Genomic DNA, 12,660 nt, shown 5'->3' on the forward strand with positions numbered 1-12,660 from the left:
AAAAAAAGCCAACGCGGACGTTGGCTTTTCCATGGAATTTATTCGACTCGAGTCGATTATGGTTTTATTGCCACAATGATGTTGCGGTTGATGGATTGATCAACACGGTGAAGATAACCGATGTAAGGCTCTTCTGAAAGTACCTTCCACCCTTGCTCTTCAAATAATGCCGCCACGTCTTTCCACTTCAAAGTGAATTCGTTGAAAGACAGCACCACAGAACCTTGTTTCTTCAACACCACTTTCCATGCAGGCAGAGCTTCTTTTAGAAGCTCCAGTGGGCTGCGGTTCAGCTTGCTGTCTTTGGCATTTTTGCTGCCGTGTTGCACGCCGTAAGGCAAGTCAGACACCATCACATCTACCGAGTTCTTCTTCACAACTTGGTCTGCAATACGCGTATCTGCTGAGTACAGCTTCATCGTTTGAAGATTACCTTTGTTGTAATCGTCTTTGTCTGCTGCTGCCTCAACCACGAAGCCATCTGCCACTTTTTTACCACCAGAAGTGCGCTTTTCTTTGCTCACTTTGTGCTTAAAGCGACCGTTCTTCATGAACTTAACGATGAAGGTTTGGATCTCTTGAACCCATTTCTGGTTGATCTCAACACCCACAACATTCAAACCGTGGATCAAACCTTCAAACAGTGTTGTACCTTTACCACACATAGGATCCATAAGCGTTAATTGCGCACTGCCCGTGTTGGCAGCACTGACGCCTAGGTTCACCATCAAACGCGTAAACTGCTCGTTTGTTTTACCTGTGTAACGCAGGATCTGACTCATGCTCTCAGGGAAAGTATTGAATGCAGGCGCCTGAATTGGACGTAATAAGCCATCTTCACGCACTTCAAATAGCGCGTAGTAGATAGATGACGCAGCAATCTTGCCAGCCTGTGCTTCACTTAGTTCTGTTTCGCAAGAGAACACAAGTGCAGCAGGCAGACCCACGTCTTTGTTGCCAATTTCAGTTACTTCAACACCTTCCGACGCCAAAATTGCTTTCAGCTCAGAACATGCAATCGTCATTGCGCTATCAAAGTAAATACGGTTATGACCCGGATTCGCTAATATCGCGTAGTGGTACATCTACTGGCTCCTTAAGCAGTACGCTTGAATTTGATATCCCACACACCGTGACCTAGACGGTGACCGCGAGCTTCAAATTTAGTCAGTGGACGTTCTTCTGGACGAGGAATGAAGTCGCCTTCTTCTGCGATGTTTTCGAAACCAGGCGCTTGGTTCATGATTTCAATCATGTGTTCAGCGTAGTTTTCCCAGTCAGTCGCCATGTGGAAGATACCTTCATTCAGGATAAGCTTCTGACGAACCATTTCAGCGAACTCAAGCTGTACGATACGACGCTTGTGGTGACGCTTTTTGTGCCATGGGTCTGGGAAGAACAGTTGTAGCGTTGCTAGGCTGCCATTTGGGATCATGTGTTCGAATACTTCTACCGCATCGTGACACATTACACGTAGGTTCGTGATACCTGCTTCGCGAGCATCTGCAAGACAAGCACCAACGCCTGGACTATGCACTTCGATACCGATGAAGTTTTTCTCTGGCGCGTTCTTTGCCATTTCAACCAATGAAGCACCCATACCAAAACCGATCTCAAGCACTACTGGGTTATCGTTGCCAAATACTTCTTTCCAATCAAGAAGTTCAGCTTTGTAGTCGATACCCATTGTTGGCCAGCACTCGTTCATCGCATTTTCTTGGCCCTTAGTTAGACGACCTTCGCGACGCACGAAACTGCGGATTTTACGGATCATTTTACCGTCTTCGTTGTATTCGTTAGTGGTTACTTCACTCATTGATTTTGCCTGCACATTGATTAATCAAAGCGGGGATTATCCAAAGAATTCACTTAGGTGCAAGTATTTGTTGAGCTATCGGACTATGGCAGCCCAAAAGCAAGCAAACCAGACACAATATCCCCACAGTTTATCTGTTGTACTTACACCACAATCTGTGGTGCAATTTTGCTCCTAACCAATAATAGAATACAGAGCAAGTCGTGACACCTTTCGCCAGTGCCATCTTAGAATGGTATGACGCATATGGAAGAAAAGATCTTCCGTGGCAACAAAACAAGACCGCTTATAGTGTCTGGTTGTCTGAAATCATGCTTCAGCAAACTCAGGTCACTACGGTTATTCCTTATTACCAACGCTTTTTGGAGCGCTTCCCGACCGTGGTCGATCTTGCCAATGCCGAGCAAGATGAAGTGCTGCATCTTTGGACCGGCTTAGGCTATTACGCGCGAGCTCGTAACCTTCATAAAGCTGCGAAAGAGGTCGCCCATAAATACAATGGTGAGTTCCCTCTAGACCTAGAGCAAATGAATGCCCTACCGGGGATTGGTCGCTCCACCGCAGCTGCGGTACTGTCGTCTGTCTATAAACAGCCGCATGCAATATTGGACGGCAACGTAAAACGCACACTTTCACGCTGCTTTGCTGTTGATGGATGGCCAGGACAAAAGAAAGTCGAAAATCAATTGTGGGAAATCGCAGAAACGCACACGCCACAAACAGACGTCGACAAGTACAATCAAGCCATGATGGATATGGGTGCCATGATGTGTACCCGCAGCAAGCCTAAATGCACCTTGTGTCCAGTCAGCGATCTTTGTGTGGCAAAGAAACAAGGTAATGTGCTTGATTACCCTGGTAAGAAGCCGAAGAAAGACAAGCCGGTTAAGCAGACACGTTTCGTCATGCTGCACCACAAAAAAGGTGATAGTCACGAAGTGTGGCTAGAACAAAGACCACAGACAGGTATTTGGGGTGGGCTCTTTTGTTTCCCACAAACCGAACATATTGATGTAGAGAGCGATGTTGAATTACTACTAGAACAACGTGGTATTCAAGCCAACGATATTAAACATCAAGAGACTCTAATTACATTCCGCCACACATTCAGTCATTACCACCTTGATATCACGCCGATTTTGATTGACCTGTCAAAGCAACCTAATGTGGTGATGGAAGGTAACAAAGGTCTTTGGTATAACTTATCTAAACCTGAAGAAGTCGGTTTGGCAGCCCCAGTAAAACTCTTACTGGAAGCTCTGCCCCACGAGCTTCGTTAATTAATTGCAAGGAGTCATTATGAGCCGCACTGTTTTTTGTGCTCGACTAAAGAAAGAAGGCGAAGGTCTAGACTTTCAACTTTACCCAGGTGAACTAGGTAAACGTATTTTCGATAATATCTCGAAAGAAGCTTGGGCTCAGTGGCAACACAAACAAACGATGTTGATCAATGAGAAGAAGCTTAACATGATGGATCCTGAGCATCGTAAACAACTTGAAACAGAGATGGTGAATTTCCTGTTTGAAGGTAAAGATGTACACATCGAAGGCTACACGCCACCAAGCGAATAAAGCAAACTTGTTTTAAAACAATGACATCACAACCAACCTTGTGGTGTCATTTTTGTATTAACGTCTAACAACCCTAATAACTATGAAAAAGATTGCCTTTATCGCTACTGCACTTTTAATGGCTGGTTGTAGCCGTGAATTCGTCGAAAAAATTTACGACGTCGATTACGAGCCAACCAACCGTTTTGCTAACAACCTTGCAGAATTGCCGGGACAGTTTGAAAAAGATACCGATGCACTCGACGCACTGATCAACAGCTTCTCAGGCAACATTAAGAAACGTTGGGGGCAACGTGAAGTGAAGTTTGCCGGTAAAAGCAATTACGTAAAATACATCGATAATTATTTGAGTCGTGCTGAAGTCGACTTCCAAAAAGGTGTTATTACCATCGAAACGGTTTCTCCCACCGAACCGCAAAAACACCTAAAGAACGCCATTATCACCACGTTGTTAACGCCAGATGACCCGGCTAATGTCGACTTATTCTCTTCTAAAGAGATCAAACTTGAGGGGCAACCTTTCCTGTATAAGCAGGTTGTCGACCAAGACAAAAAGCCGATTCAGTGGTCATGGCGAGCAAATCGCTTTGCCGATTACTTGATCGCCAACCAAGTCAAAACTAAAGATGTCGACTTTAAGAAAGCATATTACGTTGAAATCCCGATGGTAGAAGATCACTTCTCGCAGCGCAGTTACCAATATGCGGACATCGTACGTCGTGCATCAAAGAGATACGATATTCCTGAAGATTTGATTTACGCCATCATCAAAACCGAAAGTAGCTTTAACCCATACGCAGTAAGTTGGGCAAATGCATATGGCTTGATGCAAGTCGTACCTAAAACAGCAGGTCGAGACGTATTTAAGCTAGTGAAGAATCGTTCTGGGCAGCCAAGTCCTGAATACTTATTTAACCCAGAAAACAATATTGATACTGGAACGGCTTACTTTTACATCCTTAAGAACCGTTATTTAAAAGACGTACAGCATCCAACTTCATTAGAATACAGCATGATTTCTGCCTATAATGGCGGAACTGGTGGTGTTTTGAACACTTTCCATCGCAGTGATCGCAAACGCGCGATGAGAGATTTAAATTCTTTGCAACCAAACCAAGTTTATTGGGCACTTACCAAGAAACACCCGAACGCAGAAGCGCGTCGTTACCTAGAAAAAGTTACAAATTTCAAAAAGGAATTTAACTCCGGACACACTTTGTAGTGACAGTTGAATAAAAAGCGTTCGAACAACCACTTTTTTGAAATTATTTAAAAAAAGTGGTTGACGCAAAGCGGGAAAATCCGTTTAATAGCGCTCCGTCGCCCGGATAGCTCAGTCGGTAGAGCAGAGGATTGAAAATCCTCGTGTCGGTGGTTCGATTCCGCCTCCGGGCACCACAATTTAAAATTGTTGGTGCTTAGCACGAACAGTTAAAAAAGAAAACGGTACGCCGACTTAGCTCAGTAGGTAGAGCAACTGACTTGTAATCAGTAGGTCACCAGTTCGATTCCGGTAGTCGGCACCATTCTTTTGCCTCGATAGCTCAGTCGGTAGAGCAGAGGATTGAAAATCCTCGTGTCGGTGGTTCGATTCCGCCTCGAGGCACCATATTTGGTGCGCTTGCTTAAAGTAAGACACAAAACAGAATAGTTCCTCCTTAGCTCAGTTGGTAGAGCGACGGACTGTTAATCCGCAGGTCACTGGTTCAAGTCCAGTAGGAGGAGCCAACTTCTAGAGTTTCATGTAAATGAGATTCTAAAAAATGGAGAGTTTACTCTTCAAAAAAGAAAACGGTACGCCGACTTAGCTCAGTAGGTAGAGCAACTGACTTGTAATCAGTAGGTCACCAGTTCGATTCCGGTAGTCGGCACCATTCTTTTGCCTCGATAGCTCAGTCGGTAGAGCAGAGGATTGAAAATCCTCGTGTCGGTGGTTCGATTCCGCCTCGAGGCACCATATTTGGTGCACTTGCTTAAAGCAAGACACAAAAAGAATAGTTCCTCCTTAGCTCAGTTGGTAGAGCGACGGACTGTTAATCCGCAGGTCACTGGTTCAAGTCCAGTAGGAGGAGCCAACTTTGAAAGCCAAGTCTTCGGACTTGGCTTTTTTCTTATCTGCATTATAAAAACACTTATCTACTTTCAGTATCTCCATTTAACTTTAAGACTCCTCCCCTTCAAAAACCCTTATAAACTCAACATTCATTTGATAAAACACACTTATTTCACGCTAAAAATTTAATCCAAATCATAGTTTCAACATTGATGCATAGGCGCGTGTATACATCTTCAATATGATGAATTTATTATTACGCCCCCTAATAAGCTATGCATTGCATAGTATTAAATACGTCTCGTGAGCTAACTATGAAATTAAAAACTCAAGCCTATTTATTATCTGCAATCATCTTGATTGCGTTACTTGCTCTTACTGCAACAGGTCTTTGGACACTACGCGTCGCAAGTAACCTTGATAACAAAGCTCGAGTGACTGAGCTATTTAAGAGTGCATACAGCATTCTAACTGAAGTTGAGAAAATGGCAGTGGAAGGCAAGATGCCTGAAGATGAAGCCAAAGCATTGGCTACTCGCCTACTTCGCAACAATATCTACAAAGACAACGAATACGTTTATGTTGCCGACGAAAACATGATTTTTGTGGCAGCACCGCTCGACCCTCAATTGCATGGCACCAGTTTCCATGATTTCCGCGATGGCGACGGCAACAGTGTTGGTCAATTAATCTTAGATGTCCTAGGTCGTAAAACAGGTCAAATCGTTGAATACACTTGGACACAAAAACTCCCTGACGGCACGATCGAAGAAAAACACTCCATTGCAGAGAAAACGCCCCATTGGAACTGGGTGGTAGGCACTGGCATCGGGTTTAATGAGGTCAATGCTCGCTTCTGGTCAACAGCTCAATGGCAACTAGCACTGTGTCTAGCAATTGCGGGGGCGATACTAGGTGGGTTGATTATCTCCATCCGTAAGATGCTTAATCTACTCGGCGGTGAGCCAAATGACGTACGTGAAGCGGTTCAAGCCGTTGCTCAAGGAGATATCCAAACCAGCTTTGAATATACCGCACCAAAAGACAGCATCTATGGTGCTGTACAAGAGATGAGTCAATCTCTGGCTAAGATGGTAACTAACCTGGACGAATCAATGCACGCCTTGCGTTCAGAGCTATCAGCGGTAGAGTCTCGCTCTAATTCGATCGCTGATCTAACCATGTCTCAGCAACAATCGACGGCAATGATCGCAACAGCAATGACAGAAATGGCTTCTTCGGCTAACCATGTAGCAAGTTCGGCAAGCGATACAGCACAAAACACCGATGAAGCAGATAAACAGAGTCAGCACACGCAATCATTAATCCATAGCACTGTAGACAACATCCAAGGGTTGGCGACTCAGTTGAATACGGCAAGTAAAGCGGTTGCGGACCTTGATCAAGATGTAAACAGTATCGTGAAAGTTCTCGACGTGATCGGCGATATTGCAGAGCAAACTAACCTACTGGCGCTAAATGCCGCGATTGAAGCAGCCCGTGCAGGAGAACAAGGTCGAGGCTTTGCAGTTGTTGCCGATGAGGTACGCAACCTAGCAGGTCGCACGCAAGACAGTACAAAAGAGATTCAACAGATGATCTCTAACCTTCAAGAGGGTTCGCGCAATGCTATCCATACAATGGAGATCTGTGCCGAGACCAGCGAAAGCACAGTAACTGAATCAATGAACGCCTCAGAGGCACTTCAACAGATAGTAACCGCGTTAGAGTCTATTACTGCGATGAGCCAACAAATTGCAACAGCAGCGGCTGAACAAACGCAAGTGAGTGATGACATTGCACACCGCATCAACCTAATTGAAGAAAGCGGCAGCCAGCTAAATACGGTGGTAACAGAAAGCCAATCAAGCACCCAAACATTGGCATCTTTAGCTGATGAACTTGAAGGTTGGGTGAACAAGTTCTCAGTAAAGCACTAGTTTAAAGTCAATTGTTCAATAAAAAGCACGTTTTCAGACGTGCTTTTTTGTTTTTATCGCCTTTATTTTGCGACAGAACGCCCTACCTTTCTTAAAACAGCGCTTAAAGCATGGTGCATTGCTGCTCAAAATGCATAAAAACAGCCCACTCCGAGCACAAATCCATCAAACGATAATTTATTTTAATTTTATTGTTGACCTGAAAGCCGAAAAGCCTTTTAATACACCTCGTCGCCCGGATAGCTCAGTCGGTAGAGCAGAGGATTGAAAATCCTCGTGTCGGTGGTTCGATTCCGCCTCCGGGCACCACAATTTAAAATTGTTGGTGTCTAACACGAACAATAGAAAGAATAACGGTACGCCGACTTAGCTCAGTAGGTAGAGCAACTGACTTGTAATCAGTAGGTCACCAGTTCGATTCCGGTAGTCGGCACCATTTATTCTTAAACAAGATAATTCCTCCTTAGCTCAGTTGGTAGAGCGACGGACTGTTAATCCGCAGGTCACTGGTTCAAGTCCAGTAGGAGGAGCCATCTTTCGGTTAGTAAGTCGATTACTTATTAACGAAAATGTGCCGACTTAGCTCAGTAGGTAGAGCAACTGACTTGTAATCAGTAGGTCACCAGTTCGATTCCGGTAGTCGGCACCACTTATTAAAATTTGTTCCTCCTTAGCTCAGTTGGTAGAGCGACGGACTGTTAATCCGCAGGTCACTGGTTCAAGTCCAGTAGGAGGAGCCATATTAGAAAAAGCCGCATCACTTGATGCGGCTTTTTTGCATCTGAAGAAAACGCACCGCTCCCTCTCTTCATCCAACTTTATCTCAATAAACAAAAAGCCAGGTAATATACCCAGCTTTCTCTTGTTGTATCGTATCAGTGAACAACTAGGCAGAAGGCTAGCTCAAACCTCCAAGACAAATGTACTTTGTTTCTAGATACTCATCCATGCCTTGCTTAGCCCCTTCACGACCAACGCCTGATTCTTTGATCCCACCAAACGGTGCCACTTCCGTAGAGATAATTCCTTCATTTACCCCCACCATGCCATATTCCAAACCTTCACTAAATTTGATGATGCGCTTCAAGCTATCGGTGTAGAAGTAACAAGCTAAACCATATTCAGTGTCATTCGCCATCGAGAGCACTTGCTCATCATCATCAAAACTAATGACTGGCAGAACCGGGCCAAACAGCTCTTGTTGCACTATCGCCATACCTTGTTCCACATTATCTAAGATAACAGGCTCCATAAAGCGCCCAGAGCGTTTTTGAGGCAGATTAAGCATCGTTGCCCCTTCTTGTACTGCCTGATCGATCACTGCTTCTAGACGATGCTTAGAAGCCATTGTAATCACAGGACCAAGAGTTGTATTTTTCTCAAGACCATTACCGACCGTCAGGCTTGTTACCTTATCTAGAAGCTTAGTTAAGAACGCCTCTTTTACGTTCTGATGCACATACAAGCGGTTGGTACACACACAGGTTTGTCCGGCATTACGAAACTTAGAGGCAATCAAGCCATTCGCCGCAGCTTCTAAATCTGCATCGTCAAAAACAATAAAAGGCGCATTGCCACCTAATTCCATAGAAGCGGCTTTAACCGTATCACTTGCCTGCTTCATCAAGATCTTGCCGACACGTGTCGAACCCGTGAAAGAGATCTTCTTAATTCGCGGATCGGTACTTAATACCAAACCAAACTCTGCCGCTTGCTCAGAAACAACGGTAGACAATAGAGCTTTAGGGATGCCAGCCTGGTGAGCAAGCTCAACCACAGCCAGAGCAGTCAAAGGCGTTAATTCAGAAGGTTTAATGATCATCCCACATCCCGCAGCCAAAGCAGGAGCCGCTTTTCGAGTGATCATTGCAATAGGGAAATTCCATGGTGTAATCGCAGCACACACGCCGACAGGCTGTTTAATGGTAGAGAGTCGTCTATCTACCGCTGGTGCAGGTATAACCTCACCATAGGCGCGCTTAGCCTCTTCTGCGAACCATTCAACAAAAGATGCGCCGTATGCGACTTCTCCACGGCTTTCAGTAAGAGGTTTACCTTGTTCTAAGGTAATGATGTTCGCGATGTCTTCCGTATGCTCTACAAGCAATTGGAACCACTTTTTTAGGGAAGCGGAGCGTGCTTTAGCATTGAGTTTTGCCCACTCGACTTGAGCCGATTTACACGCTTCTATTTGCGCATCTAACTCATCCAAAGAGCTAGGCTTTAAGCGAATCAGTTCTTGCTCAGTCGCAGGGTTAATAACGGCAATCCCATCTTGAGAAGACAGGCTTTCGAATAAGACTCTTAGCGTTTCACTTTCTATCTGCTGCATCATTAGGTTGTACTCCCATAAGAACCGTTACTAGGTTAATCCTTCTGACAAATAAGAGTAAAGCAAACAAAGTTTTCTTCAGCGTAAATATGAGAAGTGATGACCCAGTAGGGTTAACCGGTGATACAGAGAAGAGAACACCAACAGAGATAGCCATTATTGAAGGAGGCAACCATTTGGTAGCTCATAAACTTGGTGTTATTGAATGTCCCCATTCTTTGATAGACAAAGCATTAGAGAGCATCTCAAACGCAACCAAATGACAGAGTAGATTTTCAATAAGCGTGGATAAACTGGGGGCGTATATAGAGCCTTATCTGAATAAATGGTTGAGCTTGTCTGCTATTTACAGCCTCCCATTTGGTCTAGATTTAGGACTAGGTCACACGGGTGCTGACCAAGACCAAACTCAAACTACTGCTGGAACAAGTTACACCAATGGCGGTTTCTATACTGCTTTGACGTACACTACGGGTGATATGAGCGACAGCACTCTAGGTGGCGACACTGTTGATTTTGACGGCTACGAATTCGCTGCTCAATACGTATTTGATAATAATTTCCGCGTCATTGGTGCTTACCAAAACCAACAAATCGACGACGATACATCAGACTTCTTTGAATTAACAGGTAGGTACGACTTCAACAAGCACGTATATGCTTACTTGTCATACAAGTTCAACCAACTTGACGATAACAATTAATTCATCACATCTCAAGAGACTGAAGATTCAATGCGTCTGGGCTTGAAATACGCGTTCTAAACGCCTCTAGGCATAGGCAAGTCAATGACTTGCAATATCATTTAAGTGTGAACTTCCGTTCATCACACGTTATCTAAAAGAAATAATCATGAAAAAACTCACTTTACTCGTATCAATGGCTCTTGCCACTGGTGCAATCTCACACCTTGCTCAAGCTGAAACATATGTCGGTGGCAAGATGGGTTACAACAATTTCAATGACGCTTTTCACCTCAACGAACCTTGTGATGATGAAAGCTTCGCGATTAGTGGTCACATTGGCTACAACTTTAACCAATATATTGCGGCAGAATACGGCGTGGATTACTTGGGTAATTTTACCGCAAAACTACAACAAACCTAGCATGAACGCCGTTGATGGTGAAATGTGGGCATTAACACTCGCACCTAAGCTCAATCTACCACTGGGAGATACTTGGAACTTATTCGCCAAAGTAGGTGGCGCTTACATGATGGCAGGCGACGACACCGATTTTGTTCCAACGGGCTCTTTAGGTGCGGAATACAAGCTTGATGATAACTGGAGTCTACGAGCTGAATATCAACGCTATCAAGACATGTCTGATGGTGTGATTGACAATCTTGATAGTGATTACTTTGGTATCGGGGTCAACTATGCCTTTAAAGAAGAAGCTCCTATTGTTCCGCCTCCTGTAGAACAAATTGAGGCGCGTCCAGTCACAAAAGTTGTAGAGCATAGTCACCCAATGCAAACACAGACGGTTCAGTTTGATTTGGAGGGCTCAACATTGAAAGATGCATCACCACTAAATGAAACCGTGACACTAATGAAAACTTACCCACAAGCTCATGTAGAGATTACAGGGTACAGTGACTCGACAGGCTCAGAAGCGTACAACCAACAGTTAACGGAGAAGCGTGCTCAATCGGTAGCAAACCAATTTAAAGCACAAGGCATTTCTGATGAACGAATCACTGCAAAGAGTATGGAGGAAGCTAATCCTGTTGCAAGCAATGATTCTCGTCAAGGTCGCGAAGCAAACCTTCGTGTAGAAATTACCGTACCGGTATTCACGTACCAAACGACTGATGAAGCTACAGAATAAATCGGCACTTCATTCAAAGTAGCCAGCTCATGATGTTGGCTACTTTTGTTTCTATCTCCCTCTTATGAGGTATATCTATCGAATCATATTTTTAAGTATGCTAACACCTTAGCATGATGAATGACGTAAGGCTTTATGAAACTAAAATACCTATTCAGTATCATTTTTTTCGTTGATAGCATCTTTTTGTGCTGGGGACTACAAACCCTGCACATTTGGTAGTAACAAAAAACAATAACACTCACGACTGTGTCACCATAAGGAAATAACGTCATGAGTCAATTTCATTACACCGACATCACTAATCCACCCCCTTCGCGTCAAACTGAATTTTCAACCAAAACTAAGGGCATTCAAGAGACATCGAATCTTGCTCTACCGCGTTACAAACGCCTCTCCGTATTGCTTATCGAGTTGGTTGCTCTACCCAACTGTAACCCCTATTGTAATGACGATGGTGAATCTTTGAGGCACACATTACAGCAATCCATTAACGATTTTGCTGATGGTTTTCATGAAGAGGGGCAATTATATGGTGTATGGGAACTAGAGCAGACAGATAAGGTAGATGTTTATGCGCTCGCGTTAATGGTCAGTTTCGATTGGATGCGATCGCACCCAGAGAGCCACCAGCGACTTAATCACCAAATCCAGAAACATGGCAACAGGTGTTGTCGTTATCGCCAGCACATAATTACCACAACACGCCCTTTTTGATGGTAGCGTCAAAGCAAGATGAACTAGTGATAGACCAAGAACAGTCATTTTTGATTGCGCAGAAACAAGTGAACATGGCATACAAGCACATACTGAATCATTTGAATTTAGACCGACCGCTACGCATATCAACAAGTAGCGAAAACACAACATTATTACTTGCAATTAATCGTTTACGCAGAACATCAAACAACTATATCTTCTTAAGAAGTGACGAATGAAGTAGAACAGGGATCTAGCTCATCAAATGATGGTGAGCATTACTTAGTCTCTCAATAGTTATTTGGGGTTAGTGCTTAGAGAACTACATGGACTCCCTCTTTTGTCAACAATAGCTACCACTGACAACAGTGGATCGGACAGCAGCTCTACATTCGGCGTTTAATCTGAGAAACTCCG

The 12,660-nt window shown here is 44.1% G+C and carries 9 protein-coding genes, 12 tRNA genes and 1 pseudogene; 19 read left to right on the forward strand and 3 right to left on the reverse strand.

The window, feature by feature from the left end:
• Window positions 1–56: 56 nt before the first annotated feature.
• Window positions 57–1,085: a TRM11 family SAM-dependent methyltransferase gene (locus H735_RS26400; RefSeq protein WP_005425798.1), complete on the reverse strand. Its 1,029-nt coding sequence runs from the start codon at window positions 1,083–1,085 to the stop codon at window positions 57–59.
• Between the two features lie 11 nt (window positions 1,086–1,096).
• Complete coding sequence (gene trmB, locus H735_RS26405; protein ID WP_005449665.1) at window positions 1,097–1,816, reverse strand: tRNA (guanosine(46)-N7)-methyltransferase TrmB; 720 nt, start codon at window positions 1,814–1,816, stop codon at window positions 1,097–1,099.
• A gap of 203 nt (window positions 1,817–2,019) precedes the next feature.
• On the opposite strand from trmB, the gene mutY reads away from it, so the two are divergent.
• The 16 genes from mutY to H735_RS26485 all read left to right on the forward strand — a co-directional run bounded on the left by mutY (window position 2,020) and on the right by H735_RS26485 (window position 8,121).
• A complete protein-coding gene (mutY, locus tag H735_RS26410) occupies window positions 2,020–3,096 on the forward strand; it encodes an A/G-specific adenine glycosylase (protein ID WP_020197223.1) in 1,077 nt (358 codons plus the stop codon).
• A gap of 19 nt (window positions 3,097–3,115) precedes the next feature.
• Window positions 3,116–3,388 carry an oxidative damage protection protein gene (locus tag H735_RS26415; RefSeq protein ID WP_005425792.1) on the forward strand — a complete coding sequence of 91 codons (273 nt, stop codon included), beginning with the start codon at window positions 3,116–3,118 and terminating at the stop codon, window positions 3,386–3,388.
• 82 nt (window positions 3,389–3,470) lie between these two features.
• Window positions 3,471–4,610, forward strand: coding sequence for a membrane-bound lytic murein transglycosylase MltC (mltC, locus tag H735_RS26420; protein ID WP_005449660.1), 1,140 nt, complete (start codon window positions 3,471–3,473; stop codon window positions 4,608–4,610).
• Between the two features lie 100 nt (window positions 4,611–4,710).
• Window positions 4,711–4,786, forward strand: a tRNA-Phe gene (locus H735_RS26425).
• Between the two features lie 52 nt (window positions 4,787–4,838).
• Window positions 4,839–4,914, forward strand: a tRNA-Thr gene (locus tag H735_RS26430).
• A 7-nt stretch (window positions 4,915–4,921) separates the two neighbouring features.
• Window positions 4,922–4,997, forward strand: a tRNA-Phe gene (locus H735_RS26435).
• A 43-nt stretch (window positions 4,998–5,040) separates the two neighbouring features.
• A tRNA-Asn gene (locus H735_RS26440) sits at window positions 5,041–5,116 on the forward strand.
• Window positions 5,117–5,186: 70 nt separating this feature from the next.
• Window positions 5,187–5,262: transfer RNA gene (locus tag H735_RS26445), tRNA-Thr, on the forward strand.
• A 7-nt stretch (window positions 5,263–5,269) separates the two neighbouring features.
• Window positions 5,270–5,345: transfer RNA gene (locus H735_RS26450), tRNA-Phe, on the forward strand.
• A gap of 42 nt (window positions 5,346–5,387) precedes the next feature.
• Window positions 5,388–5,463 (forward strand) — tRNA-Asn (locus H735_RS26455).
• Between the two features lie 292 nt (window positions 5,464–5,755).
• A complete protein-coding gene (locus H735_RS26460) occupies window positions 5,756–7,381 on the forward strand; it encodes a methyl-accepting chemotaxis protein (RefSeq protein ID WP_005449658.1) in 1,626 nt (541 codons plus the stop codon).
• Between the two features lie 233 nt (window positions 7,382–7,614).
• Window positions 7,615–7,690: transfer RNA gene (locus tag H735_RS26465), tRNA-Phe, on the forward strand.
• Between the two features lie 51 nt (window positions 7,691–7,741).
• Window positions 7,742–7,817 (forward strand) — tRNA-Thr (locus H735_RS26470).
• 21 nt (window positions 7,818–7,838) lie between these two features.
• Window positions 7,839–7,914: transfer RNA gene (locus tag H735_RS26475), tRNA-Asn, on the forward strand.
• A 40-nt stretch (window positions 7,915–7,954) separates the two neighbouring features.
• A tRNA-Thr gene (locus H735_RS26480) sits at window positions 7,955–8,030 on the forward strand.
• Window positions 8,031–8,045: 15 nt separating this feature from the next.
• A tRNA-Asn gene (locus H735_RS26485) sits at window positions 8,046–8,121 on the forward strand.
• Between the two features lie 158 nt (window positions 8,122–8,279).
• Here the strand turns inward: H735_RS26485 and H735_RS26490 are convergent.
• Entirely contained in the window at window positions 8,280–9,716 is a 1,437-nt protein-coding gene (locus H735_RS26490) for an NAD-dependent succinate-semialdehyde dehydrogenase (RefSeq protein ID WP_020197973.1), read from the reverse strand.
• Between the two features lie 281 nt (window positions 9,717–9,997).
• Here H735_RS26490 and H735_RS26495 point away from each other — a divergent pair, with 281 nt between their 5' ends.
• The 3 genes and pseudogenes from H735_RS26495 (at window position 9,998) to H735_RS26505 (ending at window position 12,261) form a co-directional block, all read left to right on the forward strand.
• Window positions 9,998–10,417 carry a porin gene (locus tag H735_RS26495; RefSeq protein ID WP_051122854.1) on the forward strand — a complete coding sequence of 140 codons (420 nt, stop codon included), beginning with the start codon at window positions 9,998–10,000 and terminating at the stop codon, window positions 10,415–10,417.
• Window positions 10,418–10,565: 148 nt separating this feature from the next.
• Window positions 10,566–11,544 (forward strand): annotated as a pseudogene (locus tag H735_RS26500) (outer membrane beta-barrel protein).
• 273 nt (window positions 11,545–11,817) lie between these two features.
• The gene (locus H735_RS26505) at window positions 11,818–12,261 is read left to right on the forward strand and encodes a hypothetical protein (RefSeq protein WP_020197976.1); all 444 of its coding nucleotides are present in this window, start codon (window positions 11,818–11,820) and stop codon (window positions 12,259–12,261) included.
• The last annotated feature ends 399 nt before the right edge of the window (window positions 12,262–12,660 follow it).

The organism is Vibrio owensii CAIM 1854 = LMG 25443 (genome assembly GCF_000817815.1).
Classification (GTDB): domain Bacteria; phylum Pseudomonadota; class Gammaproteobacteria; order Enterobacterales; family Vibrionaceae; genus Vibrio; species Vibrio owensii.